A 26,538-nucleotide genomic window follows, 5' to 3' on the forward strand; every position below is an offset into this window, starting at 1 on the left:
CCCGTCGCGGGCCGCGCTCCCCCTGGAGGAACACATGAGATCGCGCAAGATCGCGACTTTGGGCACGGCGGCCCTGCTGGTGGCCGCCCTCCTGCCCGGCGCCACCGCGTCGGCGGCGCCCACCGCGGCACTCGCCGCCCCGGACATCCCGCTCTCGAACGTGAAGGCGCACCTCTCGCAGTTCCAGAGCATCGCCAACAGCAACGGCGGGAACCGCGCCCACGGCCGTCCCGGCTACCGCGCCTCCCTCGACTACGTGAAGGGCAGGCTGGACGCGGCCGGATACCAGACCAGCATCCAGTCGTTCAGCTACAACGGCGCCACCGGCTACAACCTGCTCGCCGACTGGCCCGGCGGCGACACCAACGACACCCTGATGGTCGGCGGGCACCTCGACGGCGTCACCGCGGGACCCGGCATCAACGACAACGGCTCCGGCTCCGCCGCGATCCTGGAGACCGCGCTCGCCGTCGCCCGTGAGGGCTACCAGCCCGACCGGCACCTGCGGTTCGCCTGGTGGGGCGCCGAGGAACTCGGCCTCATCGGATCGACGTACTACGTCAACAACCTGTCGTCGGGCGAACGGTCCGACATCGGCGACTACCTCAACTTCGACATGGTCGGCTCCCCCAACCCGGGCTACTTCGCCTATGACGGCGACGGCTCCAGCGGAAGCGGCGGCCCCGCCGGCTCCGCCGAACTCGAACGGGTGCTGCGCAGCTACTTCGCCACGATCAACGTGCCCGTCCAGGACACCGCGTTCAACGGACGCTCCGACTACGGCCCGTTCATCCGGGTCGGCATCCCCGCCGGCGGCCTGTTCACCGGCGCGGAAGGACGCAAGACGTCCGCGCAGGCGCAGATGTGGGGCGGCCAGGCCGGCGTCGCGTTCGACCGCTGCTACCACGCGTACTGCGACACCACGTCCAACATCAACGACACCGCGCTGGACCGCAACTCCGACGCCATCGCCCACGCCGTCTGGACGCTGGGCGGCGACGGCGGGCCGCAGGAGCCGCCCGGCGACACGGTCTACTCCGACGACCTCGAATCCGGCACCGGCTGGACGGCCGACCCGGACGGCACCGACTCCGCCACCTCGGGCACGTGGGAGCGCGGCACCCCGCAGCCGACCAACTGGTCGGGCACCAGCCTCCAGCTCTCCGCGGCCGGCGGCAGCGGCGCGCTGACGACGGGCGCCGCGGCCGGGTCCGGCGCAGGGTCCTACGACCTGGACGGCGGCACCAGCAGCATCCGGTCGTCGGAGATCGCGCTGCCGGCCGAGGCGCGGACCCTGTCGTTCTCCTGGTACCTCGCCCACCTGAACAACAGCACGACCGACGACTTCCTGCGGGTGTCGGTCGTGGGGCCGAACGGGTCGACGACCGTCCTGAACCAGTCGGGCGCGGCGACGAACCGGCCGGGCAACTGGCAGACGCAGACCGCCGACGTGTCCGCCTACGCCGGGCAGACCGTCCGCATCCTCGTTCAGGCCGCCGACGCGGGCACCGGAAGCCTCGTGGAGGCCGGCCTGGACAACATCACGATCACCAAGTAGGGAGGCGTCCGCGCTGCTCAGGGCCCGGTTTCAGAGTTTTCCACGGCCCTGTTCAGCCCGATTGAAAATCCAGTGGCGGCTTGATCCGTTGACCCGGCCGGTCGTCACGGTGCATTTTTGGACAGCCCACCCCACCCCCCAGGGCTGACCGCAGGCGGCCGCACGGGGCGAATCTCGGCCCGGCCCGTGCTCCACCGCCGAACTCCGGGGACCCCGCCCCCCGCCCGGCCCCCCGGCGCTCGCAGCGCCGGGGGGCCGTGAAACGTCCGGGGCCGGGGCACAATGGGGGGATGTGCCGCAGTATCAAGACGCTCCGTCCTCCGTACTCCGACGACGTGACCGACGAGGACGTGCGGGCGGCCGCGCTCCAGTACGTCCGCAAGATCTCGGGGTTCCGCGCCCCCGCGTCCCACAACGCGGAGGCGTTCGACCGGGCCGTCGAGGAGATCGCCCGGAGCACCGCCGCCCTCCTGGACTCCCTGGAGGTCCGGGGCAGCCGCGCGAGCTAGGCCGCCGGGCCGGTTACTCGGCGGCGACCAGTTCGGCGATCTGGACGGTGTTGAGGGCCGCGCCCTTGCGGAGGTTGTCGCCCGCGCAGAAGAGCGCGAGGCCGTTGCCGACGGTCTCGTCGCGCCGGATGCGGCCCACGTACGTCGGGTCCTGGCCGGCGGCCTGCAGGGGCGTCGGGACGTCCGACAGGACGACGCCGGGCGCGGCCGCCAGCAGCTCGGCGGCCCGCTCCGGACTGATCGGGCGGTCGAACCGGGCGTTGACCTGCAGGGAGTGCCCGGTGAAGACGGGGACGCGGACGCAGGTGCCCGACACCTTCAGATCCGGGATCTCCAGGATCTTGCGGCTCTCGTTGCGGAGCTTCTGCTCCTCGTCGGTCTCCGCCAGGCCGTCCTCGACGATCGACCCGGCCATCGGCAGGACGTTGAACGCGATCGGCCGCACGTACACGCCCGGCTCCGGGAACTCCACGGCGGAGCCGGAGTTCGTGAGCCTGTCGGCGTTCTGGACGACCTTGGACGCCTGGTCGTGCAGCTCGGCGACGCCCGCGAGGCCGCTGCCGGACACGGCCTGGTAGGTCGACACGACGAGGGCGGACAGCCCGGCCTCGTCGTGGAGGGGCCGCAGCACCGGCATCGCGGCCATCGTGGTGCAGTTCGGGTTGGCGATGATCCCCTTGGGGCGGTTCGCCGCGGCGTGCGGGTTGACCTCGGCGACGACGAGCGGGACGTCCGGGTCCAGCCGCCACCCCGAGGAGTTGTCGATCACCACGGCGCCGGCGGCGGCGACCTTCGGCGCGAGGGCCTTGGACGTGGTCTTGCCCGCGGAGAACAGCACGACGTCCAGGCCGGAGTAGTCGGCGGCCGTCGCGTCCTCGACGGTGATCTCCGCGCCGTTCCACGGCAGCTTGCGTCCCGCCGAGCGGGCCGAGGCGAACAGCCGCAGCTCGTCGACGGGGAATCCGCGTTCGGCCAGGATTTCGAGCATCTTGGCCCCGACCTGTCCGGTGGCCCCGACGATGCCGACTCTCATGCCGCTCCCTCTGGTAGATCCGACCTGCGCGGGTGAGTCTGCCCAGGTCCGTGGCAGGACGTCCAGTCAGTAACCCTACGCGGAGGGTTCAAGCTTCCCTTAACGGAACGCGTCCAGGCCGGTGACGGCCTTCCCGAGCGTGAGCAGATGAACCTCCTGCGTCCCCTCGTAGGTCAGGACGCTCTCCAGGTTGTTCATGTGCCTGATCACCGGGTATTCGAGCGTGATCCCGTTGGCGCCGAGGACGGTGCGGGCCTGCCTGGCGACGTCGAGCGCGGCGCGGACGTTCGCGAGCTTGCCGAACGAGACCTGCTGCGGCGTGACGTTCCCCTCGTCCTTGCGCCGCCCGATGTGCAGGGCGACGAGGCCGGCCTGCCCTAGGGCGACCTCCATCCAGGCGAGTTTCTCCTGCGTGAGCTGGAACGACCCGATGGGCTTGCCGAACTGCTCGCGGGTCTTGGCGTACTCGACGGCCGTCTCGTAGCAGGACCGGCCGGCGCCGATCGCGCCCCACAGGATGCCGTAGCGCGCCTCCGACAGGCAGCCGAGCGGCCCCTTCAGTCCCTGCACGCCGGGGAGCATCGCGTCCGCGGGGACCCGCACGTCGTCCAGGACCAGTTCGGACGTGATGGACGCGCGCAGCGACATCTTCTGGTGGATGTCGCCGGTCGTGAACCCGGGCGTGCCCTTCGGGACGAGGAATCCGCGGATGCCCTCGCCGGTCTGCGCCCAGACGACCGCGATGTCGGCGACCGACCCGTTGGTGATCCACATCTTGGCGCCGTTGAGGATCCAGTCGGAGCCGTCCCGGCGGGCGCGGGTGAGCATGGTGCCGGGGTCGGAGCCGCGGTCGGGCTCGGTCAGGCCGAAGCAGCCGAGCGCCTCCCCGGCGGCCATCTTCGGCAGCCACTCGCCCTTCTGCTCCTCCGACCCGTACTTGTGGATCGCCGTCATCGCCAGGGACCCCTGGACGGAGACGAAGCTGCGCAGCCCCGAGTCGGCGGCCTCCAGCTCGCGGCACGCCACCCCGTAGGCGACGGCGCTCATCCCGGCGCAGCCGTGGCCCTTCAGATGCATGCCGAGCAGCCCGAGCTTGCCCAGCTCGGGGGCCATCTCGCGGACGGGGAACGTGCCGTCCTCGAACCAGCCCGCCACCCGCGGCACGATCCGTTCCGCCACGAACGCCCGGACGGTGTCGCGGACCATCCGTTCCTCGTCGGTGAGCTGGTCGTCGACGCGCAGCACGTCCATATCGGCCTCCTCCTGCGGGGCTGTCCCGCCCATGAGGGTACGTCGGGGACGGCTCCCGGATCGGGCAGGGGTTCACTCAGGGGTCAGTCAGGGCGAATCCGGATGTAAGAGTCGTCCCCCGCTGGGCATGATCGAGGCATGGACATGGACAAGAACACCACAGGGACCCCGGGAAACACCGACAAGAAGCTGCGGCGCACCCACGACGGCCGGATGGTCGCCGGCGTCTGCTCGGGCGCCGCGCAGTACCTCGGCATCGACGCCAACATCATCCGGCTCGGGCTGGCCGTCTTCACCATCTTCGGCGGCGCCGGGATCGCTCTGTACGCGCTCGCGTGGGTGCTCATCCCCGAGGAGGGCGCCCAGAAGTCCATCGCCGAGGACCTGTTCAAGAAGGCGAGCGACTCCCCGACCGTCCAGGACGCCGTCCAGAAGTCCAAGGACGCGGTGAACAAGAACAAGAACCGCACGAACGCCTAAGACGCGAGCAGTCAGGAACCGGAGGCCGGGCGCCCCGGATCGCGGAACCGGGCGCCTAGGAGGCGGACGCCGAGCGGCTGACGCCGCCCGGCAGGTCGTCGCCGCCCGCGTGGGACGCGGCGACGGCGACGGGTCCGGCGCGCTCGCGCACGCCGCCGATGACGCCGCCGCGGACCTGGTTCCAGACGAGCGTGAGCATCGCCGCGGCCGACAGCCCGAGCACACCGGCGAGCGCCACCACCGTCTCGGGCCCGAGGACCTGCGCCGCGGCGCCGCCGATGAGGATGCCGGCGCCCTGCCCGGCGAGGATGCCGGACTGGGCGAGGCCGAACGCCTGCCCGCGTCCCGCCGCCGGCACCGCGGTCACGAACGCGGCGTTGGCGGCGAGCTGGTAGGCGCTGCCGACGCCCGACAGCGCCCACAGCGCGACGACGCCCCACAGCGGCGGGTGCAGGCCCGCCCCGATCAGCGGCAGGCAGGCGAGCATCGACATCGACCCCATGGCGCGCAGCCGGTTCGTGGGACGGACGAACCGGCTGAACAGGAACGCGCCGACGACCATCCCCGTCGGCATCGCCGACAGCAGCAGGCCCACCGTGACCGCGCCGCCGCCGAACGTCGCCGCGTACGGCGCGGCGAGCCCCTCCGGGATCACGTAGAACGCGCACAGCCACGCGAACAGCACCAGCGACCGCAGCACCGGGTCGCCGAACACGAGCCGCGCGCCGTCCCGAGTGCCGCGCCACAGGCCGAGCGAGTCGCCCTCGCGCCGCTTGGGCGCCGGCCTCGGCCGCAGCCCGGCGATCAGGATGACGGCCGAGGCGCCGAACGTCAGCGCGTCCAGGGCGAGGGCCTCATGCGTCCCGACGACGGCGACGATCGCGCCGCCCGCCAGGAACCCGAGCATCTGCGTGCCCTGGTGGGTGATGTTGTTGATCGCCGTTCCCGCCACGAACCGGTCGCCCTCCAGCACGTCCGGGAGGGTGGCCGCGCGGGCCGCGGAGAACGGCGTGCCCAGCAGGACCGTCAGGAACACCAGGACCGACAGCGCGCCGACCGGCATCGGCACCAGCGCCATGAACGTCACCAGCCCCGCCCGCAGGACGTCGCAGACGACCATGACGGTGCGGCGGGGGAACAGGTCGGCCAGCCCGGACAGGACGGGCCCGCCCACGATCGGCGGGATGTAGGTCAGCGCGTACACCACCGCTGTGAGCAGCGCCGACCTGGTGTGGTCGTACACGAGGACGGCCAGGGCGACCTGTGCCAGCTGGTCCCCGACGAACGACAGCGCCTGCGCCAGCCAGAGGGCGCGGAACTCTCCGACCGCGAAAACCTCGCGGTAGGTCGCCTGCTCCTCCGGGGGGCGACGATGCCGCCCGGTCTGCCTTCCCGCCACGCACGCTCCAGTTCAGCCCGCCCGGTGTTGGGCGACCCTCCCATTAACTCACGCTGCGTGGCAGTTGTGTGACCTACAGTGCGCAATTCGCAGGCTCAGTATCCAAGCTCGTGTAGCCTCCGGTCATCGATCCCGAAATGGTGAGCGATCTCATGCACCACGGTGATCCGGACTTCTTCCACCACGTCGTCCGGGGTGTCGCATATTTCGAGAATCTCATTGCGGTAGATCGAAATGTGATCGGGAAGCACGGCGCCGTACCAGTCGCCGCGCTCAGTGAGGGGTACGCCTTGGTACAGGCCGAGAAGTCCGCGTTCGGGCGCATCGTCCTCGACGACGATGACGACGTTGCGCATGTGGGCGGTCAGCTCGGGTGGAATCGTATCGAGAGCCTCGCCCACCAGGTCCTCGAACGCGTCACGCGACAACTCGATCACACTGGCCATTCTGCTCGACAGAAGGGGAACACGTGCCCAAGGTCCGCGCCGCGCTGGCCGGCACCCTCACGATCCTGCGTCTCAGCGTCTCCCGCGTCCTGAAGGCCCCACGCGATCTCCTCGCCCGCTCCGCCCCCGCCAGGGCCCGTGCCGCCGCGGCCACCGCCCGCGTCCGCGCCCTCGCCTCCCCCGTCACCCGCCGCGTCCGCCCGGCCGTCACCGGCCGCGTGTCCCGGCTCCTCCTCGTCATCGTCGTCGGCCTGGGCGCCGGCTACGTCGGCCTCCTCCTGGGCGGACGCACCGTGACCCCCGTCGGGCCCACGGACGTCCAGCTCAGCCTCCACCCGTCCCTGCACGGCGGGACGAACCTGGAACTGCCGCCGCTCGGCTCCCTCCAGCTCGACACCCACTGGGGCCCGGTCTCACTGGAGGCGAGCCTCAAGGACGTCCGTCCCGAGCAGGCCCAGAAGCTGATCGAGAACGACACCGAGATCGACCGCCTCACCGACCAGATCGCCGGCCAGATCCGCGACGGCGTCGTCGACCTCCTCGTCCGCGCCGCCGTGATCGCCCTCGCCGCCGGCTTCATCGCCGCCCTGGCCCTCTTCAGGTCCTGGCGCCACGCCATCCTCGGCATGACGTCCACCGCGCTGGGCCTCGTCACCGTCACCATCCTGACCTGGGCGACGTTCAACCCCCAGTCCATCGCCGAACCCCGCTACACCGGCCTGCTCGCCAACGCCCCCCAGATCGTCGGCGACGCCCGCAGCATCGTCGAACGCTTCTCCGAATACCGCGCCCAGCTCGCCCGCCTCGTCGGCAACGTCTCCGAGCTGTACGCGACCACCTCGACCCTCCCGACCTACGAGCCGGACCCGTCCACCATCCGCGTCCTGCACGTCTCCGACATCCACCTCAACCCCGCCGCCTGGAACGTGATCAAGTCCGTCTCCACCCAGTTCAAGGTCGACATCATCATCGACACCGGCGACCTCATGGACCACGGCAGCGAAGCCGAGGACAAGTTCGCCGACGAGATCTCCGAACTGAAGGTCCCCTACGTCTACGTCCGCGGCAACCACGACTCGAAGGGCACTGAGGAGGCCGTCGCCGACGAGGAGAACGCCGTCGTCCTGAACGACGAGACCCAGGAGGTCGAGGGCCTGCGCATCTACGGCATCGGCGACCCCCGCTTCACCCCCGACAAGAGCACCCGCGACGACTTCACCGGCGCCGACGCGATCCGCGCCGAGGGCCTGCGCCTCGCGAACAAGCTCCGTGAGACCGGGACCACCCCCGACATCGTCGTCGCCCACGACCCCACCGAGGGCGAGGCGTTCTCCGGCCTGACGCCCCTCATCCTCGGCGGCCACGCCCACGCCCGCTCGACCAAGCTCCTGCCCACCGGCACCCGCCTGTTCGTCCAGGGCTCCACCGGCGGCGCCGGCCTCCGCGGCCTCGAACACGAGGAGCCGACCCCCATCGAGCTGTCCGTCATGTACTTCAGCCGCGCCACCCACCGCCTCCAGGGCTGGGACGACCTGCGCCTGGGCGGCCTGGGCCTGACCTCCGCCAACATCGAACGCCACCTGGAGCCCGCCCCGGACCGCCCCATCAACCCGCAGCCGCCCGCCTCGTCCCCGCCCCCGTCCCCGACATCCCCGTTCCCGTCGGAGTTCCCGTCCGACTGGCCGTCCCGCAGCCCGGCCCCCGTCAGCAGCGAATCCCCCACCCGCACACCCGATCCCGAGTAACCGTTTGCGCGCCGACCCGTCCCGTCCTCTACACTTGGCCAGGTCGCGTGGCAGCCAACCTCGCCACTTCCAGGCCCCCTTCGTCTAGCGGCCTAGGACGCCGCCCTTTCAAGGCGGTAGCGCCGGTTCGAATCCGGTAGGGGGTACCACCCGCACGGCTGCAAGACGGCCCTGCTGGACGCCTTCGCCGTCCAGACACGACCTTCGAGGCAGAAGCGTGGCTCGCCGCCCAGGACCGTCCGCGGACTGACGGTCAGGGGCGTGCCGGGTCACATCGTTGCTTCGGGGCCGAAGAGCAGGAATAGGACGAGGACGAGGGTGATGCATACCCCGAAACAGATGAAGACTCCGCCGACCCAGCCGCCGCGCATCGACGTGCCTTCGATATAGGCCACAGTGGGCTTCTTGGGGTGGTACAGGACTTTGACCGGGCTTCCCTCACGCAGGCGCTGCGACCCGATGTCGCCGCCCTTGGTCGTGATCTCGCGCCCATCCTCGGTGATGAACTCGACGGTCGCATCCCGGACGTTGCTCCCGTTTTCCACAACGGTGACGTTGAGCTTGGTGATCCGCCCGGACACGCGCACCGCGCGGGCACGGAACAACCGGGATCTGACCAGCAGGACGATCCCGGCCAGGATGAGGCAGGCCCCGAAGACCGCGAGGAATGACTTCCCGTCCACGAAACCTCCCGGTCCCCTGCGGCCCATCGACCGGACCGTCCGCGGCAGGCTACAGGGGTCCCTGCGAACTCCGGTATGCCGAGATCTCCTCCTGAACGCCCAAGGGAATTGGGTGGTCGGCGTCGTCCCATACCGCCAGCGCGGCACGCGTTAGATGCTCAGTCGTAGATGAGGCAGCACGGCACGCAGGACGTCCTCATCGAACGCCTCCAGCAGCGCTCTATTGATCGACGGTGATCTGATGCTCATGCACTGCGCCGCTCTTGAGGTGCCCCCGGAGCACCTCTGATCAACTGCGCTTCCTCAGAAGGGGCCGCGGCCTGCTCGCATGGCGCGCAGGCCTCGGTCGGCGAAGGTGATCAGCCATTCGAGGCTCTCGTCGATGTCGGTGCTCCACTGGAAGGCGTTGGCCGCCTGCAACGTGGCGAAGCCGTGGCAGAGGCTGCGGAGCGTGCGCAGGGCGTGGTCTACGTCGGACGCTTCGATCTCGTAGCCGCGCAGGACCGCCGTGAACGCGCCGAGCAGCCGCCGGCCCGCGGTGGCCAGCGGATCGTCCGGGCCGGACGGTTCCGCGCCGATCGTCGCGGCGTATCGGCCGGGGTGCTCCAGAACGAAGGCGCGGAAGGCGCGTGCCGCGGCCGCCAGGGCGTCGCGGCCCGCATACCCCTGGACCGCGCCGCCGACAGCGTCTGCGGCCTCGCTCAACGCCAAGACCGCGATGCGCCGGTTGAGGTCTTCCTGGCCGCCCACGTGCTTGTACAGGGACGGGGTACGCACGCCCAACCGCTCGGCCAGCAAACCCATCGTCAGGTTGCCGAAACCCACCTCGTCGGCGAGGGCGGCACCGGCCGCGACCACGGCCGCCGGGTCCAAGCCGACCCTAGGCACGAGCGGCGTCCGATCGCAGGAAGGCGAGCATGAGCGAAACCACCTGGTCGGGGAACTGGTCGTGCGGGTAGTGCCCCGCGCCCTCGATCATCTCGAGGCGGCCGAGGCCGGACGGCAGGGCCTCGACTATGGCCGCACCCTCGGCACGCGGGTCGCCCCAGTCGGGGTCGAGCGTGCCCATCACGACCAGGACCGGGCAGCGGACGTTGCCGAGCTGCGCGCCGGCGTCGGACGGGGCGCTGCGCCCCATGCCCTGCAAGGCCTTCATCCGCCCCGGCTCGCGCAGCAGGGAGTCGATGCGGCTGAGTCGCTCGGCCCAGCCGGCCGGCTTCACTCCGGGGTAGGCCACGTCGAGGTACGAGCGCCAGAGCGGCACGCTTCCGAACGCGTTCGCGCCGAGCAGCCGCAGCATGCCCCGCCGGAAGCGCTTCACCCGCAGGTCGCCGAGACGGATCGACTGCTTGCGGGTGAACGGCGCCAACTCGACGACCGCGGTGATCAGCGAGGGCTCCCGCGCCGCGGCGATGGTGGCGGCGCCGCCGGAGATCGAGTGGCCGACGAGTACGGCCGGGCCGCCCAGGTGGCGGATCACGGCGAGCAGGTCACCGGCGATGGCGGTGCGGCTCCAGGCCGGCCAGCCGACGCTGGACTCGCCGCAGCCGCGCAGATCGACCGCGGCGACCCGATAGCCCGCCGCCACCAGCGGCGGGATCACGGCGTGGTACGCGGCACGGCTGTCACCCATGCCGTGCGCGAGGACGATCAGCGGGCCTGACCCCGCCACCTCGTAGGCGACCGTGCCGTCGTCGACGGCGAGGTACTCGGTCATGACATCCCCCAGGGTTGGCTAATTTCGTTAGCTTAACGCTAACCACGTTAACCAAGCCTGTCAAACGACGAAGCGCTACGAGGTGCAAACCCGGATCCGGGTTGGGTTTGGGCGGCGGCCCCCCGGCCGCCGCCGCACGGCTCAGGGGCAGGATGAAGGGGCGGGCTCTCCGGCGAAACGGGCGGCGGTCCAGGTGAGGATGTCGGGCATTGCTCCGTCGTCGATGCCGACCACCTGCCCGGGATAGGTGTCATGCCCCAGACCGGGGTAGGTGCGGTAGTCCATGTGTGAGCCGGTCGCGCACATGTCGCCAGCGAGGCGGTCCGTGAGCCGCCTGGGGAGGACGATGTCGGCCTCGCCCTGGAGCAGCAGTACCGGCCCGCCGACCGGCCTGTGCCCGACGGAGTTGGCCGCGAGGTGGCGGGCGAAGCGTGGCTGCTGCAGGGCGCCGGGCTTGAGCAGTTCGTCGCCTCCGAGGCCGCCGTAGACGGTGCTCACGACGGGCAGGCAGTCGGTCCTGGTGAATCTCAGACGGGCGAGCGCCGGTGTCGCGAGGAGTCGGCCGAGCGGCAGGCCGGGTTCGGACACCTTCGCCCCCGCGGTGACGAGTGCGATGAATCCGCCCAGGCCCGGCGCGGTGTTCATGTGTTCCAAAGCCGCCCGCAGATCGGCGCCCGGGGAGGTGACCACGGAGCCGAGGTAGCCGGGCTCGGCACGGACGCGCTGCCGTTCGGCGACGGCGAGCGCGGCGTGGCCGCCTTGCGAATGGCCCCACACCACCCAGCGTGAGGACAGTCCCGGTATGGCCTCGCGCGCCGACCGCATGGCGTTGATCACGTCGTTGGCCGCTGCGCGCCTGTTGAGGAACTCGTGGCGGCCCGTGGCGCCCAGCCCGGCGTAGTCGGGGGCGACGACCGCCCATCCCCGTTCCAGGAAGCGGGACATCTGATCGCCGTGGTAGAGGTCGCGCATCAGCGAGGGGGCGCAGCTCCGGCCCGCTCCGCTGGTGCCGTGCGCGTCCACGACCACCGGCCAGCCGCCCTCGGGAGGCGTGCCGGGTGGAACGAGCACCACTCCTGAGGCGGCCACATCACGTCCGCGGGACGTGCGGGAGTGGTAGAGGATCCGCGTGGCGGGCAGCGAGCCGCCGTTGACGGAGTAGTCGTCGGCGGGTTCGGTGCGGATCGGCGTGCCGGCCGGCCGGTATGGCAGCGGGTCGGGCGCGTCGTAGAAGCCGGTTCTGGGGAGCGCGTTGCGCGCCTCCAGCCTTCTCGCTTCCTGGCACGCCCGATCGCAGGACGCTGGGGCCGCGGTCGCCGGTACCGCGGTCGCCGGTACCGCGGTGGCCAGCAGTGCCGTGCCGAAGACGGCGGCGGCAAGGGCGGGGCGGCGGATCTTCATGATGGTCGCTCCTGACTACCCGGCTCCCCGGGGTGGCCGACCGCATGGCAGGCCGTGTGGGTCGGTGAGAAACTTCGATCAGTCGCCTCCGTCGGCGCGTGCGTCCAGTTGTGGTGTGCGGACGAGCGCGAGGACGCTGAGGGCCGCCGACACGGCGGCCATGCCGATCGCCAGCCGCATCCCGGTGACGGTGTAGCCGGGCAGCGCCCAGAGGGTGGTCGCCAGCGCCGGGCCGAAGGCGATGCCGATCTGGCGGACCAGGCTGGTCGACGCCCCGGTGGTGCCCAGCAGGTGCCGCGGTGAGTTGTTCATGGCCATGGTCTGGTTCGGCCCGGCGAGCAGGCCGGCGCCCACCCCGATGATTGCCAGCCGCCAGATCAGGTCGCTCATGCCCCATGTCTGCGCCAGTGGGACCGTCAGGGCCACCCCGAGCGTGATCAGCACGGCGCCCACGCCGGTCACCCGGCGCGGGGTGAAGCGGTCCGCGAGAGCGCCGCCGATCAGGCCGAAGGTCATCGTGGCGAGCGGGAACGTCAGCATGGTCAATCCCACGTCGGCGGGCGTCGCACCGGCGGAGCGCTGAAGGTGGAACGGGACGAGGAACGCGATGGTCATGACCGCGGTCATCTCGGTCAGGAGCACCAGATGCGGGCCCCGCATGCCCGGTGCCCTCAGCAACTCCCGGACCGCGCCGCTGCTGGGGTGCCGGTGCCACAGCAGGGCGAACGGGAGAGCCAGCGGTGCCAGCATCAGCCAGCCGGGTCCGTACTCGGCGGTGAAGGTCAGCGACAGCATCAGTGCGATCGCGGTCATCGCGAGCAGTCCGATCTCCGCCAGGAAACCCCTGCCCGGCACGCGCAGCGCGGAGCCGGGCGGCAGCCGCGTGAGACCGATCGCGATCACGATCAGGCCGACGGGCACGTTCAGGTAGAAGATCCACTGCCAGCCGGCGTGCTCGACGAGCAGCCCGCCCAGGACCGGCCCGCTCACACCGCCCAGCGGCCCGAGCGTCATCACGATGCCCATGGCGCGGCCGCGCTGGCCGGGCCGGGATGCCACCGTGGTCAGCACCGGGATCAGCGCGAACAGCACCGCGGCGAAGGCGCCCTGGAGCACCCGTGCCGCGATCAGCCAGCCGATGCTCGGCGCCAGTCCCACGGCCATGCTGGTGAGGACGAATCCGGACACGGCGAAGAGCAGCGCGTTCCGGTGGCCCACCCCGTCCAGCCACCGCCCGCTCGGCAGCGACAGTGCGATCATCGGAAGGACGTAGCCCAGGACGATCCACTGCGTCAGGCTGGTGCCGATGGCGAATTCGTTCTCGACCGTCGGTAGCGCGATGTTGACCGCGGTGGTGTCCACCTGTGCCATGAACACCGCGATGCCGGTGGCCGCGATGACGAGCCAGTCGGTTCGCTGCGGCACTCGCGCATCGGGCGCTGCCGACTGAGTCGTCGTCACGACGACGCGTCCGCAGCCGTCATCCCGCCCAGCTCCGTGGCGAACCCCGTACGCCACGACGCATAGCGCGGTTCCCAGCCGAGCGTGTTCTTGGCGCGTGTGTTGTCTGCGCCTCGCAGCTGCGACATGAACGCCACACCCCACGAACCGACCGCGAGCCTGGCGAGGACGGCGGGCGCGGTCTTGGGGCGGGGGGCGTCGATCATGTTCGCCAGGAACGGGAGCCACTCACTCATCCGGGCCGGTTCATCGTCGACCACATTCAGCACACCGACCTCGTCACCGTCCAGGGCCGCGACGACGGCCGCCGCGACGTCGTAGGTGTGCGAGAACGAGAACGTCGCGGAGCCACCGCCCACCAGCGGCAGCTTCCCGGCTCTCACCTGACGGACGAAGGACCCGTTCGGCGCATAGATGGTCCCCGGGCCGTACAAATGGCCCAGCCTCAGGACCAGCCCGCCGACGTCCCGAGTGGACCGCTCAAGCTCTCGAAGGGCCGCAAGGACGGGGGCGAACGGTTTCGGCGGCCGGCGCCACAACGGGGCGTCCTCCACCGCGGGGCCGTCCCCATGGGGGTCGTAGGCGTAGGCGAGTCCTTGTGCGATCACCCGCTTGACGCCGCCGGCCGCGGCGAGCAGGTTTCGTGTGCCCTCGGTGCGGAGCCGGTTGGTCAGCGCGAACTGCTCGGCGAGCCGCTTCGGATCGATCTCCGCCGGGATCGCGGTCAGCATGTTCACCACCGCGTCCGGGGCCGCCTCGTCAACGGCGCGTTCCATCGACGCGCGGTCCAAGGCGTCACCGACGACGATCCGCACGCCCGCCAGATCGGCATCGGCACCGGGAACACTCCTCGCCAAGCCGGTGACGTCATGCCCGGCGGCGACCAGGGCAGGGAGGAGTTGGCTCCCTATCACCCCGGTGGCCCCCGCAACCAGAACGCGCATCATTCCTCCCAGCGATCAGCAGGATGGATTCGCCGCCAACGCTCGCAGCGCAGGCCGGCCGCCACCAGTGCCCAGTGCACTGACCGGCCGTCCAGATGCACCGGCCGGACATGCAATCCGCACTATGCGCAGGGCACGCGGAGGGGATGGCAGGCTTCCGCCGGCACCGACCTCGTGAGTACGGCGGCGTCAGAGGCGAATCGCAGGCCTAGATCCAGCCCGCTTCCGTCGCGATCCGGATGGCGTCCACCCGGTTCCGCGCGCCGAGCTTCGTCACGGCCGAGGCGAGGTAGTTCCGCACCGTGCCGTACGTGAGATGGAGTCGTGCCGCGATCTCACGCGGATTCGAGCCCTCCGCGGTCAGCCTGAGCACATCGGCTTCGCGTTCGGTCAACGGGTTGTCGGCCACGTCCAACGCGGCGTACGCGAGCTGCGGGTCGATCACCCGGCCGCCGGCCGCCACCGTCCGGATCGCCGCCACCAGATCCTGCGGCCGGGAGTCCTTCAGCATGAAGCCCGCCACGTTCGCCCCGGCACTGCGACGCAGGTTCCCGGGCCGGCCGACTCCGGTGAGAATCAGCGTCCGGCACTCCGGAAGCAGGTCACGCAACTCGGCCGCGGCGTCCAGGCCGTCGCGCTCGGGCAGCTCGATGTCGATCACGGCGACATCGGGACGTTCCCGCAGGGCCGCCGGCACGATCGCATCGCCGGCCCCGACCGACGCGACCACCTCGATGTCGTCCTCGTAGCCGATCAAGTCGACCAAGGCCTCGCGGAGCATACGGACGTCCTCAGCCACCAGGACCCGAATCACAGAATGCCCCCAGCGTCACCTGACTGAGTCTCGTCACGTCACCCTACGGCACATGCAGGTCGGGGTACGTGGCGCTGGATTGCCGGGTTGGCCTGCAGCATCGGTCAACTCGGCGCGTTCTCGCGCGGGGGTGCGCATCCGGGGCGACGGACACCGGGCGCCAAGCGTCGACGCCCGAGCCCGCATGACGACTGTCCGGCGCGATCGTCATGGCGGTCGCAACCACAACGCGCGCACGGCGGCCACGCGACCCATCTAGCTTCTCGCGGCGGCCAGTTCCAGGGCCCGCCGTTCGGCCGCCGACAGCATGGCGCGCCGGATCGCCCCGGCGCCGAGCTTGATCATCAGCCAGTATCCGCCGAACCTGCGCCTGGCACGTTCATCGGTGGCGGCGACCCGGGTGGTGGTGACCATCCGGGTCCCCCCGCGCTCAGGCCGGAACTCGAATGACATCAGGGCCTTGGCGTAGCCCGGTTCAGCGAAAGCCGCGAACGCCTCGTGGTCCTTGACCAGCGGCCCGTCCTTCGGGACCGCCAGCCAGAATTGGGCGATCCGCCCGATCTCGAACAAGTGCGGTTCGTCGTTGGTGAGCACGGCGAACCGGCTCTTGGCCCCCTCGAACAGAGTGAGGCCCTCCGAAGCCCGGAACTGACGGCGTGTCAGCCGGGCAGGCACGCCCCGGGCCCAGAGCAGGGCCCGCACCAGCCGCAGGTCTGACAGCCGGACCTCGAACATCGCCCGCCAGACCAGCTCTGGTGGAGCGGCGATCGCCTTCTCGTGCCTCAAGTTGAAGTGCCAGGTGATGTCACCGGTCATGAAGGCTCCTCAGTGACGGGACGAGCCGGTGATCCCATCGACCCCGGGCAACGATCCGTCATTTCGACATACCGTACCTTATGGTATGTTCCGGGGATGCGGACCAAAGGCGCACCGAACTGGCTGGACACGGGATTGGAGCTGCTGGGCGCTCAGGGCGTCCAGGCCGTGACACTCGACCGGCTATGCGAGCGGATGGGGGTCTCCAAGGGGGCCTTCTACCATCACTTCGGATCCATGCCGAGGTTCCGGACCGCGCTGCTCGCGCACTTCGAGGCCAAGCACACCGCCTCGGTCATCGACGCGGTCGAAGCAGTCGAGCACAGGCCGGCGCGCGAGCGGTTGCAGCGCCTCATGGACAGGGCGGTCGCCGGCGATCCGCGTCTCGAGGTCGGCATCCGCGCCTGGGCGAAACAGGATTCCACGGCGGCCGCGACGCTGGCTCGCGTCGACGCACGGCGGATCGGTTACCTGCGAGACCTCTGCGAACAGATCGGCCACACCGAACCGGAACTGATCGCAGAATTGCTCTATGTGGTGACGATCGGCGGAACCTACCTCGTTCCGCCGCTGTCTCCGGTGCGCAAGCGTGCCGTCTTCGAGGTTCTGCGCCCGCTCGTGGAACGACCGGATCCACCGACCTCACATTCCGAATCGTCCGACCTGCCGGCGGAGAAACGTGATCACGGATAGCTCGATGCGGCGCACAGCCGGGCCCCGGCAACGTCATGGACACCACCGCCGCGCAGCCCGGCCGGAATCGACGCTGAGCCGGATCGGGGGGACGTGGTGACACGGCGATCAGGGGTCGCCTGGCAGGATGCGCTCGGGGCCGTCTGCTTCGTGTTCGTGGCGCGGATCGTCTCCCACCTGCGATCGCTCGACATTCACGCGAAGTTGTCTCCCGTCCTGGCCGTCACCGGGGTCGTGGCGATCGTCGTCCTCGTCATCGCCTTGGCGTTGCTCATCATGCGGCGCGGGAGCCCGGCCTTGCTTCTGTGCGTCCAGGCGACCGCGGTGTTCGCGCCCTACCTGGTGATCGGGCAGGGCTGGGGCATGGCCGGCATGTTCCTGTGCGCCGGGATCCTGCTGGTCCTGCCGCGGCGCCCTGCGGTGGTACTGTTCGCCGTCGTCGCCGTCGGTGACGCCGCCCTCTGCGGGTACCTCACTCCCTCGACCCTGAGTTTCGTGTATGCCGTGTTCGTCAACGTGGCCAACGGGTTCGCGATCTTCGCGATCGTCCGGCTGGCCCAGCTCGTGCGGCAGACCCACGAGGACGGACGGCGGCTCGCCGACGTCGAAGTCGAGGCAGAGCGGTTGCGCGCGGCCGACCGGCTCGGCATTGATGTCGGCACGCGGTTGTCAGCCATCATCGGGCAATCCCGCGAGGCACTCACAGCGTCGAAGCTCAGCCGCACCCACCTCACCGTCATCGGCGGATTCGCCTCCCAAGCGGCCACCGACGCCCGGACCATCGCCAACATCCACCGCAACATCAGCCTGGACGGCTCGGCACCCGCGCGACAGGCACCCATCGGCGTGGGGGTCCGCTTCGCCGCGTGGGCACACCTATTGATCGTCGCCGACTTCATCGCCACCTCGGCCCTCAACATGTTCTGGCACGAGCTCGTCCCGGACCACATGACCGTGGGGATCGTTGTCGTCCTCGCGATAGCGGCGCTCCAGCTCTATCTCGGAGCCCCCCGGGCGAGTGGCACTGCGGTTCGCTGGTGGCCGGTCATCCTCGCCGCCCAGATCAGCCTGATCGTCGGTGCCACGCTGATGTTCTTCCCGGACCCCTCGATCTTGATATTCCTGGCTCTGGCCGGAGGCACCGCGCTGGTCCGGATGCCCGCACCGTGGTCGTGGTTCGCGGTGGCGGCCAATACCGTCGCCCTTCTCGCATACTTCCACCACCACGAGGGGCTCTGGTCCGGGATCTACTTTGCTTCCGGCTCTTTGTACTGGGCTGCCGTCATCTATGCATTGCACAACTTGCCCCAGATCACCCATCGTCTCCACTCCACTTGGGACGAACTGACTCGAATGGCCGTCATCACCGAGCGGCTCCGGCTCGCTCGGGACATCCACGACCTGCTCGGCTTCCACCTGTCCGTCATCAAGCTCAAGATCGAGCTCGCCGTCCGGACCAGTGGAGCCGATCACGCCGAGGCTCGCGACCACCTCACCCAAGCGCAGCGCAGCGCCGAGCAGGCGCTCACCGAGGTCCGCACGTTCACCACCGCACTGGACAGCGTCACGTGCCGCGACGAACTCTTCGCCGCCCGCGCCATCCTCAGAGCCGGCGGGGCCACGGTCACCATCACGGACAACGCCGGCGACCTCCCTCGCGGCGTGGACAACCTGATAGGGATCATCGTTCGAGAGGCGGCGACCAACATCATCCGGCACGCCAGGGCGGAGAACTGCACGTTCGACATCGCCGTCGTCCACGGTGAACTGCGGGTGCGGATCACCAATGACGGCGCAGAGCGGCCGCACCGGCCGACAGATCAGTGCCCTCCCGCCGGCCTGACCAACCTCCGCTCCCGGATCGAGGCCCTCGGCGGGAGTCTCACGGCCGTCGCCGACCACGGCACGTTCACCCTCACGGCGTCGCTCACCGTCGATCCCGCCGTATCAGGTAACGGCGCCGGGGTCCGAGTGCCGGAGGGCTCGACCCAGAAGGCGTCTTGCGGCACAGGACGATCTACGCCTCGGCCGACCTTGAGGCGATGAGGAATCCGCGGGGATGGCGCGAGCAACTCCACGAGGCTCGCCTGCCCGGGTCGCCGTCGGTGGTCGGCCCTGCCGCGGCCCCGACCGCGGGGCCGGTCTGGTTCCTCTCGTTCTCGTCAAGGCTTCGGGCGCTCATGTGTCGAGATGTCGCCGGGCGTACCTCGGCAGGAGTCTCGCCGCGATCGAGGCGCTGAGCGCCATGGCCAGGCTGGCCGCGCCCAGGCCGAGGGCGCCAGCGAAGGCGGCGACGACCAGCGGGGCCACGGACCCGCCCGCGTCGGTGACCAGTCGCCACGCGCTGAGGAACGACGCCGGCGCACCGGGGTCGGCCAGGTCGGAGCCGATCGTCGGGATCAGGCCGCCGCTGATCCCGTTGGCCGTCGACATGACGGCGACGGCCACGGCGTACACCACGCCTCCCGCCGGCATGACCAGCGCGAGGGCGATCGCGACGTGGGAGAGGCCGAACGCGAGGAGCGTGCCGGCGGCCACGTGGATCCGCCCGACCCGGTCGGCCAGCGCGCCGCCGAGGTAGCAGACGGCGAAGTCGAGGGCGCCGGTGACGCCGAGCAGGAGGGCGGTCGACACGTCGTCCCACCCCAGGCTGACCCCGACCAGGGGGACGAGGACCCGCCGGCCGGTCCGCATGGAACTGATCACCGACACCGTCAGCCCCAGCTGGAGCAGTGTCCGGCGGTGATCCCGCATCGTGCCCAGCACGCCCCGGCGGCCCCCGCCGTCCGACGGTGCGCGGGTCTTGGGGAACCGGGGGACGATGACCAGCACGAGCAAGACCAGCGACGTGCCTGCGACCACCAGGAAGGCGGCGTCGGACCGTCCCGCCGAGGGCACACCGGACGACACCGCGCTGACGGCCCGCGAAATGGAGGTCCTGCGCCTCATCGCCGACGGCCGGTCCAACAGCGAGATCGCCGCGACGTTGGTGATCAGCCAGGAGACCGTCAAGACGTACGTGTCGCGCATCCACACCGAGCTCGACCTGCGTGACCGCGTGCAGGCGGTGGTCTACGCCTACCGCGGGGGGCTGGTGACCTGAGGCTTCCGGCGGCCGGTGCCGCGCCGATCCGGCGGGCGCACGGCCGGTCCACGCCGCGGGAACAACGCGGACGTCCGCCCGGTTCCTGGGGGTGAATCCGTGGAGAGGGGGCCATGATGACCGCGTACGAGGAGTTCCAGCGCGCGACGCTGTTCTTCGACGCCAAGGACTACGCCGGAGCGGCGCGCATCCTGTCCCCGATCGTGGCGGAGCACGGCGAGAACCGGGCGGCCGTCGAGCTGCTGGGCCGGGCGTACTTCCACAGCGCCCAGCTCGGGCGGGCCGAGGAGACGTTCCGCCGGCTCGTCGAACTGGACCCGTCCAACGGCTGGGCCTACGAGGCGCTGGCCCGCACCCTGGAGCGGCGCAGCCGCCCCGGCGAGGCGCGCGCCTTCCGCAAGATGGCGGCCGCGATGGGCGTCGAGCCGGCGGCGCAGGTGGACGTCTCGGTCACGGCCGCCGACCTCGCCTGACCCTTTCCGCATGCAGGGCGCACCTGACGAAAGTCGGGTGCGTCCGGCGACGATCGGGCACTGCGGCCGCCGCCCGCCGCTCGTCTACCGTTCCGGTAGACGACGAGCGGGAGAGCGCATGATCATCCTTTCCGGGTTGACCAAACGCTACGGCGGGACGACGGCCGTGGCGGACCTGACCTTGAAGATCGAGCCGGGTCTGGTGACCGGTTTCCTCGGACCCAACGGCGCCGGGAAGTCCACCACCATGCGGATGATCATGGGGCTGGACGAGCCGACGGCGGGGACGGCGCTGGTCTCCGGCCGCCGGTACGCGGAGTTCCGGCATCCGCTGCGCGAGGTGGGGGCGCTGCTGGAGGCCAAGTCCGTGCACCCCGGCCGCGGTGCCCGGAACCATCTGCTGGCGATGGCGCGCAGCAACGGGATCCCCCGGCGGCGCGTCGACGAGATGCTGGCCAAGGTGGGGCTGACGGACGTCGCGGGCAAGCGGGCGGGGGCGTACTCGCTGGGGATGAGCCAGCGGCTCGGCATCGCCGGGGCGCTGCTCGGCGACCCGCCGGTCCTGATGTTCGACGAGCCGGTGAACGGGCTGGACCCCGACGGCGTCCGCTGGGTGCGTGAGCTGATGCGCTCCCTGGCCGCCGAGGGACGCACGGTCTTCGTGTCCAGCCATCTGATGAGCGAGATGGAGCTGACCGCCGACCGCCTCGTGGTGATCGGGAAGGGCAGGCTCATCGCGGACGCGCCGATCGGGGAGATCCTCGCCGGAAGCTCCCGGCACCGCGTCAAGGTCCGCGGGCCGCACCCGGAGGGCCTGCGGCAACTGGCCGCTCATCTCGCCCGGCAGGGCGTCACCGCCGAAACGGTCTCGCCCGGGGAACTGCTGCTCTCGGGCACCACCGTCGAACCCGTCGGCGAGCTCGCCCACCGCCTCGGCCTCCTCCTGCACGAACTCAGCCCGCAGGAGGCCACGCTCGAACAGGCCTACATGGAGCTGACCGCCGGAAGCGTCGAGTTCGCCGCGTCCCAGGAGGAGAGCCGATGACCGCCACGACCGACGGCCGCCTGCCGGACGCCTCCGCCGGCGGCGGGCCGGGGAGCACCGCGACCGGGGGACGCCTGCCCGGTGCCGTGGCCGCCGAGTGGACGAAGGCGTGGACGGTCCGCAGCACCTGGTGGAACCTGCTCGGGGCGGCCGTCCTGATGGGGCTGGCCTGCCTGCAGCTCGCCATCTACACCGTCCACGCGAACGACAACGACGACCCGGCGGACGACAAGGGCGTCGTCGGTGCCGGGACGATCGCGATCGGCGCGGTGGACCTGGTCCAGTTCGTGCTGATCGGGCTGGCCATGCTGCTGATCACCAGCGAGTACTCCACCGGGGCGATCCGCGCGACGCTCCAGTGGATCCCGCGGAGAGGCGAGATGCTCGCGGCCAAGACCCTCGTCGCGGCCGTCATCGGCGGCCTGGCCGGTACCGTCCTCGCGGCGGCCGGGTCGCTGGCCGCCCTGCCGCTGCTCGGGCACTGGGGAGAGTTCGAGTTCCCGACCTGGCTCGGCGACGTCCTCGCCGTCGGCCTCTACATGGCCGTGATCAGCGTGTTCTCCCTGGGCGTCGGCGCCCTGCTGCGCAGCGCGGTGGGCACGCTGATCGTGATCTTCCTGGTCGTCCTGGTGGTGCCCGCCAGCCTGCAGGCGAGCGGCGTCACGGCGATGGAACGCGCCGCGGACTTCATGCCCGCCGTCGCCGGCGCGGCCTTCATGCGCGGCGAGTCCGACTCGTACCCGCCGGCGCTCGGCCTGCTGGTCCTCGCGGCGTGGGCGGCGGCCGCGATCGCCGCCGCCCACGTCGCCCTACGCCGCCGCGACGCCTGACGTCCGTCCGGGAAGGTCACCGGTGTCCGGCGAGGCCGAAGCCGAAACGCTCGGCTTCGCCGGACGTCCAGGTCCGGTCGCCGGCGCCGCCGAAGGGCAGCACATGCACCAGCCCGCGTGCGTTCTCGCGGGGCACTCCGACGAGCAGGACCTGTTCGTCCTGGTCACCCGCCGTGCCCAGGGCCGATCCGAACTCGTCGCGGCTCTCCGGGGAATCGGAGACCCCGGAGGACCCCTGCTCGAACCACCGGTCCTGGACGTCCGAAGCGTCCAGCGAGAAGGACTGGACGGCCCCCGCGTCCTGGACGTTTCCGAGGTCCTCATAGGGCAGGCCCACGACGAGGCGGGCCTCGCCACCTGCCACGGGCCGCTCCACACCGTGCAGGACGCCGCCGAAGTAGTCGGAGGGCTCGACGGCCCCCTCAGCGCCCGGCGTGTTCTGGTGGAACACCCGCTGGGGCTGCAGTCCTCCGCCGGAGGTGCGGAAGACCTGCGCCATGCCCGCGTTGGCCGCGCCGTCCAGGGCCTCACCCGGCACGCCGACCGCCACGTAGGTGCCCTCGGGGGTCACGACGTGCTCGGGGTCGGTGCCGAACAGGTCACCGGCCTCGACGCCCCCGGCCACCCCGGAGGTGTCCTGGCTCCACCACTGCGAGGGGTAGCTGGAGCGGGCCTCGGCGATGTCCTCGATCACGGTGACGGCTCCGGCGTCGCTCGCCGAGCCGACGTCCTCGTACGGCAGCCCGGCGATGAGGTCCCACCGTCCGGAGCTGCCCGAGACCTGGGTCAGCTCCACGTCCGAACCGAACAGGTCAGCGGCCTCCGGGGCGCCCGGGACCCCCGGCGTGTCCTGGTCGAACCAGCGCGCCGCGGCGACCTGGCCGGCACCGGTGAACCACATCGCGGTGGCGGCGCCGGCGTCCCGCACGGACCCGACGTCCTCGTAGGGCGAGCCGGCCACGATGGTGGCGGCGTCGGGGCCCATCGCCGGGGCCGTGCTCAGCCGGTAGCCGAACTGGTCGCCGCGTTCATCGCCACCCGGGATGTTCGCCGTGTCCTGGTCGATCCACAGCGTGGGGCGGCCGCTGCCGAGCCCGCCGGGCGAGCCGAACATCACCGTCACGGCGCCCGCGTCCGCGGCGCCGAGGTCTTCTCCGGGCGCCGACACGACCAGGTCGGTGCAGCCGTCCGCGTCCAGGTTGAACGCTTCGACGGCGAACCCGAACCGGTCGCCTTCCTCGGCCCCGCCCGGCACGCCGGGCGAGTTCTGCGTGACACGTGCGCGCGGCCCCTCGCCGGTGCCGCCGCCGGACTCGCCGTACATGATCGTAACGGCGCCCGCGTCGGACAGGCCGTCCACACCGGCGAACGGATCGGCCACCGCCGCGTCGGCGTGGCCGTCACCGTTGAAGTCACTGGCGTTGGCGGCCAGGTCGCCCGAGCACTCCTGCGCGGCCCGCTCCTTCGACGTGGAAGGACCGTGGGCTCGCGCGGGTCCCGCCACGGTGAACGCCGCCGTCACGACGGCGACGCCCAGCGTTCCTGCTTGTGCTGGTCTCATTTGGGGGGTTCACCTCCTTTCCCGCCCGCTTCCCTTCACCTCCTGTTCACATGTACGTGGCAACCAATTTTCTCGTCGCGTCGCGCGCTTCGTCTCCGCGCACCTCACCTCCCGCGCAAGACGCCCGCTCGCGCGAGACATCGCCCGTGCGAGCTGATCAATCCGCCGCCGGGCGGCTCACACGCTGAGGAGCGTGAGCCGACGGTTCAGGAACGCCCACCCCTGAACCGCCGGCTCGTCCGGCGGGGAGCGGGCCTCAGTTCGGGTGGTCGTTGAGCTGGACGGAGATGCGGTGCTCGCTGGACGGCCAGCTGGGGACGGCCAGGGCGTCGGCGCGGCCGTGGCCGCCGCGGGGCAGGGAGACGATCGTGGTCGGGCGCCGGCCGGACGGAAGGTGGACGTCCATGCCGGTGATGAACGGCGTGGCGAAGAACTCCGGGATGGGTTCGGTCAGGTCGGTGACGCCGTCGCGCCCGGCGTCGTAGGCGAAGATCCCGATGACGCGCTTGGTGCGCGGGGCGTTCGCGGCGTTCAGCACCTGCCGTCCGTTGATGTAGAGGGAGTCGCCCGCCGGTCCCTGGTCGCCCCACCATTCCTTCTGCCGGCTGATGGTGAGGGCGGAGTGGTGGTCGCCGGTCTCCACGAGCCCCGACAGGCCCTCACCGGGACGGCTGGTCAGCAGCCGGACGAGCCGGTCGGTGCGGAGGAACGGTTGGAAGTACAGGTGGTGGACGGACGTCTCGCTCCACACGACCGCGAACTCGTAGTGCGCGTCGCCCCGGCCCTTGAACGGGCCCCACGACCCGTCGCCGGTGAGCCGGTAGCTCGCGAGCGGGCGGTGCCCCAGGCGCTTGCCGTTACGCGGGTTCACCCGGTAGATCTCCAGCCGCGCGCCCTCCGCACCCACGTTGGACGGGAACAGGACGGCACGTCCCGACAGGGAGACGCGCCGCTGCGAGACGATCCGCGTCGTGTCCGGGGCCCGGCCGTTGAGGAACTCATAGAACCGGGCGAACGTCTCGGGCGACGTCACGACCTGGGTGTGGGACTGCCCGGAGAAGTACACGTTGGCGGCGCCGCCGATGCGGCGTTCGGTGGATCCCTCACCCCACACGGCCAGGGTGGGGACGCCGCCCGGCGGGCTCTCCGCGGTCGCGCCGTCGAGGTTGACGTAGTGCGCGACGGTCGCCGCCCGCGCGGGTGAGCTCCGCAGGTAGCTCTGCATCAGGGAGGTGCCGAGCGAGTGGGCGAGCAGGTCCACCTTGTCGGCGCGGGTCTCGCCGAGGAGCCGCGCGATGCGTTCGTCCAGCGACGCGAAGACCTGTTCCACGGTGTTCACGCTGAACGTCGAGTCGTAGTCGTGGCCTTCGATGTACCGGGCCGGGTACCCGTTGGAGGCCAGGCGCCGCGCCTGGGTCTCGAACTGGCCGGCGGAGCCGCTGAACCCGTGGACGAACACGACGGGACGCGGGCGGTCCCGGCGTCCGTCCGCGTGGGCGGGCGACATGACCGACACGGACATCAGCAGGACGCAGAGCAGGGCGATGAGCCTTCGCAGCATCGGTACGGCTTCCTCTTGTGACCATCCGGGCCCAAAGCGTCTGATCACGGGAGGCCGCCGTCAAGGCTTCCGTCCCCACACTGTGCCCGCACCCAACCAGCGGCACCCGCGGCAGGACACCGCGCCCTGTCCGCACCCGATCTCGGCGGTCTCGGGACGCACTGCCCGCCGATCTGGACGACCGCGAGGTCGCCCGGCCGGTGGTTCCGCGGGGGCCGTCAGTCGGGGCGGGTGACGCGGATTTTGGACTGGCCGTGCGGGAGTTCTTCCCAGTCGTCCATGAAGCGGGCGGTGAAACCGTGCTTTTCGGCGAGCGCGGTCAGCGTTTCGGTGCGGTAGTAGAAGTCCTCGCGGAGGACGTGGTGTTCAGTTCCTTCGGTGCGGTCGAAGGTGAAGTCGAAGAAACCGCCCGGGACCATGACGCGGCCGATGTTGGCGAGGCATTCGTCGATGACTTCGAGCGGCGAATGGCTGAACACGCTGTGCGCGTGGACGACCGAGAAATGCTCGGACGGCAGGAACCGCAGCTTCAGGTCGTCGACGAGCGTCAGATGCGGAAGCTTGTCACGCAGTTCCTGGCGGACGAGGGTGTTCTGCGCGGCGAGCAGGATGTCGGGCGAGATGTCGATGCCGTAGTAGTTGCCGGAGTCGAGGTAGTCGATGAAGCGCCACCCGGCCCGCAGGTTGCCGCAGCCGATCTCCAGCATCCGGTCACCGGGTTTGAGTCCGTGTTCGCGCAGGTAGTCGAACTGCATCTGGCCGAGTTTGAGCCAGCGTTCATGGGACCGGCTGCCGACGGCCGCCTCGGGGTTCTTGGCCGTGTCGGACTTCATGACGGCCCGGTAGTAGGCGACGTGGCCGCGGCTGGAGATTCGGAGTTTCAGGTCGCGGGCCACCCTGGCCGCGTATGTACGGATCTTGTCGGGGTTCTGGGCGGCGTAGCGCAGTTTGTAGGTCAGGCTCGCGCGATTCCTGCGCGTCGGCGGGAGCGGTTCGGTCATCGGGCTCGTCCCCC

General features: G+C 70.8%; 25 protein-coding genes, 1 tRNA gene and 1 pseudogene. 11 read left to right on the forward strand and 16 right to left on the reverse strand.

Annotation, left to right across the window (positions count from 1 at the left end; all coding sequences use genetic code 11):
- Positions 1-34 precede the first annotated feature (34 nt).
- Positions 35-1,558, forward strand: a complete 1,524-nt coding sequence (locus ACTWPP_RS22250; protein ID WP_443106255.1) for a M20/M25/M40 family metallo-hydrolase — start codon at positions 35-37, stop codon at positions 1,556-1,558.
- Between the two features lie 290 nt (positions 1,559-1,848).
- On the forward strand, positions 1,849-2,067 hold the full coding sequence (locus tag ACTWPP_RS22255; protein WP_443106256.1) for a DUF2277 domain-containing protein: 219 nt from the start codon (positions 1,849-1,851) through the stop codon (positions 2,065-2,067).
- Positions 2,068-2,080: 13 nt separating this feature from the next.
- On the opposite strand, the gene ACTWPP_RS22260 is transcribed toward ACTWPP_RS22255, so the two are convergent.
- Together ACTWPP_RS22260 and ACTWPP_RS22265 are read right to left on the reverse strand one after the other, a co-directional pair.
- Complete coding sequence (locus ACTWPP_RS22260; RefSeq protein ID WP_443106257.1) at positions 2,081-3,100, reverse strand: aspartate-semialdehyde dehydrogenase; 1,020 nt, start codon at positions 3,098-3,100, stop codon at positions 2,081-2,083.
- A 99-nt stretch (positions 3,101-3,199) separates the two neighbouring features.
- Positions 3,200-4,351: an acyl-CoA dehydrogenase family protein gene (locus ACTWPP_RS22265; protein WP_443106258.1), complete on the reverse strand. Its 1,152-nt coding sequence runs from the start codon at positions 4,349-4,351 to the stop codon at positions 3,200-3,202.
- A gap of 138 nt (positions 4,352-4,489) precedes the next feature.
- Here ACTWPP_RS22265 and ACTWPP_RS22270 point away from each other — a divergent pair, with 138 nt between their 5' ends.
- On the forward strand, positions 4,490-4,831 hold the full coding sequence (locus tag ACTWPP_RS22270) for a PspC domain-containing protein (protein WP_443106259.1): 342 nt from the start codon (positions 4,490-4,492) through the stop codon (positions 4,829-4,831).
- A 55-nt stretch (positions 4,832-4,886) separates the two neighbouring features.
- Here ACTWPP_RS22270 and ACTWPP_RS22275 read toward each other — a convergent pair whose 3' ends face one another.
- Together ACTWPP_RS22275 and ACTWPP_RS22280 are read right to left on the reverse strand one after the other, a co-directional pair.
- Entirely contained in the window at positions 4,887-6,230 is a 1,344-nt protein-coding gene (locus ACTWPP_RS22275; protein WP_443106260.1) for an MFS transporter, read from the reverse strand.
- Positions 6,231-6,325: 95 nt separating this feature from the next.
- On the reverse strand, positions 6,326-6,676 hold the full coding sequence (locus ACTWPP_RS22280) for a metallopeptidase family protein (protein ID WP_443106261.1): 351 nt from the start codon (positions 6,674-6,676) through the stop codon (positions 6,326-6,328).
- A gap of 23 nt (positions 6,677-6,699) precedes the next feature.
- On the opposite strand from ACTWPP_RS22280, the gene ACTWPP_RS22285 reads away from it, so the two are divergent.
- Positions 6,700-8,421: a metallophosphoesterase family protein gene (locus ACTWPP_RS22285; RefSeq protein WP_443106262.1), complete on the forward strand. Its 1,722-nt coding sequence runs from the start codon at positions 6,700-6,702 to the stop codon at positions 8,419-8,421.
- A 73-nt stretch (positions 8,422-8,494) separates the two neighbouring features.
- A tRNA-Glu gene (locus ACTWPP_RS22290) sits at positions 8,495-8,570 on the forward strand.
- 120 nt (positions 8,571-8,690) lie between these two features.
- Here the strand turns inward: ACTWPP_RS22290 and ACTWPP_RS22295 are convergent.
- The 8 genes from ACTWPP_RS22295 to ACTWPP_RS22330 all read right to left on the reverse strand — a co-directional run bounded on the left by ACTWPP_RS22295 (position 8,691) and on the right by ACTWPP_RS22330 (position 16,257).
- Positions 8,691-9,104 (reverse strand): DUF3592 domain-containing protein, encoded by a 414-nt coding sequence (locus ACTWPP_RS22295; protein WP_443106263.1) that lies wholly within the window; start codon positions 9,102-9,104, stop codon positions 8,691-8,693.
- 303 nt (positions 9,105-9,407) lie between these two features.
- Positions 9,408-9,992, reverse strand: coding sequence for a TetR/AcrR family transcriptional regulator (locus ACTWPP_RS22300; RefSeq protein WP_443106265.1), 585 nt, complete (start codon positions 9,990-9,992; stop codon positions 9,408-9,410).
- Positions 9,985-10,821, reverse strand: coding sequence for an alpha/beta fold hydrolase (locus tag ACTWPP_RS22305; RefSeq protein ID WP_443106266.1), 837 nt, complete (start codon positions 10,819-10,821; stop codon positions 9,985-9,987). The genes ACTWPP_RS22300 and ACTWPP_RS22305 overlap by 8 nt, the downstream gene beginning before the upstream one ends.
- 141 nt (positions 10,822-10,962) lie before the next feature.
- The gene (locus ACTWPP_RS22310; protein WP_443106267.1) at positions 10,963-12,222 is read right to left on the reverse strand and encodes a lipase family protein; all 1,260 of its coding nucleotides are present in this window, start codon (positions 12,220-12,222) and stop codon (positions 10,963-10,965) included.
- A 78-nt stretch (positions 12,223-12,300) separates the two neighbouring features.
- Complete coding sequence (locus ACTWPP_RS22315; protein ID WP_443106268.1) at positions 12,301-13,647, reverse strand: MFS transporter; 1,347 nt, start codon at positions 13,645-13,647, stop codon at positions 12,301-12,303.
- A gap of 32 nt (positions 13,648-13,679) precedes the next feature.
- Entirely contained in the window at positions 13,680-14,627 is a 948-nt protein-coding gene (locus ACTWPP_RS22320; RefSeq protein WP_443106269.1) for an NAD-dependent epimerase/dehydratase family protein, read from the reverse strand.
- 208 nt (positions 14,628-14,835) lie between these two features.
- Positions 14,836-15,441, reverse strand: coding sequence for a response regulator transcription factor (locus ACTWPP_RS22325; protein ID WP_443106270.1), 606 nt, complete (start codon positions 15,439-15,441; stop codon positions 14,836-14,838).
- A gap of 255 nt (positions 15,442-15,696) precedes the next feature.
- On the reverse strand, positions 15,697-16,257 hold the full coding sequence (locus ACTWPP_RS22330) for a hypothetical protein (RefSeq protein WP_443106271.1): 561 nt from the start codon (positions 16,255-16,257) through the stop codon (positions 15,697-15,699).
- 96 nt (positions 16,258-16,353) lie between these two features.
- Between ACTWPP_RS22330 and ACTWPP_RS22335 the strand changes: the two genes are divergently transcribed.
- Both ACTWPP_RS22335 and ACTWPP_RS22340 read left to right on the forward strand, forming a co-directional pair.
- The gene (locus tag ACTWPP_RS22335; protein WP_443106272.1) at positions 16,354-16,950 is read left to right on the forward strand and encodes a TetR/AcrR family transcriptional regulator; all 597 of its coding nucleotides are present in this window, start codon (positions 16,354-16,356) and stop codon (positions 16,948-16,950) included.
- A gap of 96 nt (positions 16,951-17,046) precedes the next feature.
- On the forward strand, positions 17,047-18,996 hold the full coding sequence (locus ACTWPP_RS22340; RefSeq protein ID WP_443106273.1) for a sensor histidine kinase: 1,950 nt from the start codon (positions 17,047-17,049) through the stop codon (positions 18,994-18,996).
- Positions 18,997-19,128: 132 nt separating this feature from the next.
- Here ACTWPP_RS22340 and ACTWPP_RS22345 read toward each other — a convergent pair whose 3' ends face one another.
- Positions 19,129-19,782 (reverse strand): MFS transporter, encoded by a 654-nt coding sequence (locus ACTWPP_RS22345; RefSeq protein ID WP_443106274.1) that lies wholly within the window; start codon positions 19,780-19,782, stop codon positions 19,129-19,131.
- 31 nt (positions 19,783-19,813) lie between these two features.
- Between ACTWPP_RS22345 and ACTWPP_RS22350 the strand changes: the two are divergent.
- From ACTWPP_RS22350 to ACTWPP_RS22365, 4 genes and pseudogenes are all read left to right on the forward strand, one after another.
- A pseudogene (locus ACTWPP_RS22350) lies at positions 19,814-20,053 on the forward strand (response regulator transcription factor); the annotation flags it as partial.
- A gap of 116 nt (positions 20,054-20,169) precedes the next feature.
- Positions 20,170-20,526 (forward strand): tetratricopeptide repeat protein, encoded by a 357-nt coding sequence (locus ACTWPP_RS22355; protein ID WP_443106339.1) that lies wholly within the window; start codon positions 20,170-20,172, stop codon positions 20,524-20,526.
- 118 nt (positions 20,527-20,644) lie between these two features.
- Positions 20,645-21,571 carry an ABC transporter ATP-binding protein gene (locus ACTWPP_RS22360; protein ID WP_443106275.1) on the forward strand — a complete coding sequence of 309 codons (927 nt, stop codon included), beginning with the start codon at positions 20,645-20,647 and terminating at the stop codon, positions 21,569-21,571.
- Positions 21,568-22,401: a hypothetical protein gene (locus ACTWPP_RS22365; protein WP_443106276.1), complete on the forward strand. Its 834-nt coding sequence runs from the start codon at positions 21,568-21,570 to the stop codon at positions 22,399-22,401. The genes ACTWPP_RS22360 and ACTWPP_RS22365 overlap by 4 nt, the downstream gene beginning before the upstream one ends.
- Positions 22,402-22,417: 16 nt before the next feature.
- Here ACTWPP_RS22365 and ACTWPP_RS22370 read toward each other — a convergent pair whose 3' ends face one another.
- From ACTWPP_RS22370 to ACTWPP_RS22380, 3 genes are all read right to left on the reverse strand, one after another.
- Positions 22,418-23,962, reverse strand: coding sequence for an integrin alpha (locus ACTWPP_RS22370; RefSeq protein ID WP_443106277.1), 1,545 nt, complete (start codon positions 23,960-23,962; stop codon positions 22,418-22,420).
- Positions 23,963-24,218: 256 nt separating this feature from the next.
- Positions 24,219-25,523 (reverse strand): alpha/beta hydrolase, encoded by a 1,305-nt coding sequence (locus tag ACTWPP_RS22375; RefSeq protein ID WP_443106278.1) that lies wholly within the window; start codon positions 25,521-25,523, stop codon positions 24,219-24,221.
- A 218-nt stretch (positions 25,524-25,741) separates the two neighbouring features.
- Positions 25,742-26,524 (reverse strand): class I SAM-dependent methyltransferase, encoded by a 783-nt coding sequence (locus ACTWPP_RS22380; protein WP_443106279.1) that lies wholly within the window; start codon positions 26,522-26,524, stop codon positions 25,742-25,744.
- Between the last annotated feature and the right edge of the window lie 14 nt (positions 26,525-26,538).

Source organism: Actinomadura sp. 3N407 (genome assembly GCF_052245875.1).
GTDB lineage: Bacteria > Actinomycetota > Actinomycetes > Streptosporangiales > Streptosporangiaceae > Spirillospora.